The 238-nt window shown below is 57.1% G+C and carries 1 pseudogene; it reads left to right on the plus strand.

From position 1 onward, the window contains the following. Positions 1-238 (plus strand): annotated as a pseudogene (locus SB719_RS22495) (threonine ammonia-lyase, biosynthetic); the annotation flags it as partial.

Genomic DNA, 238 nt, shown 5'->3' on the forward strand with positions numbered 1-238 from the left:
CTGGCGGGCATGAACAAGTATATCCAGCAGCACGACATCAAAGGTGAGCGTCTGGCACACGTGCTATCGGGCGCTAACGTCAACTTCCACGGTCTGCGCTATGTGTCTGAACGCTGCGAGCTGGGAGAGCAGCGGGAAGCGCTGCTGGCGATGACGATTCCTGAACAGCAGGGCAGCTTTATGACATTCTGCCAAACGCTGGGCGGCCGATCGGTTACGGAGATCAACTACCGTTATG

The sequence above is a fragment of the Pantoea sp. SIMBA_079 genome (genome assembly GCF_046940275.1).
GTDB lineage: Bacteria > Pseudomonadota > Gammaproteobacteria > Enterobacterales > Enterobacteriaceae > Pantoea > Pantoea borealis.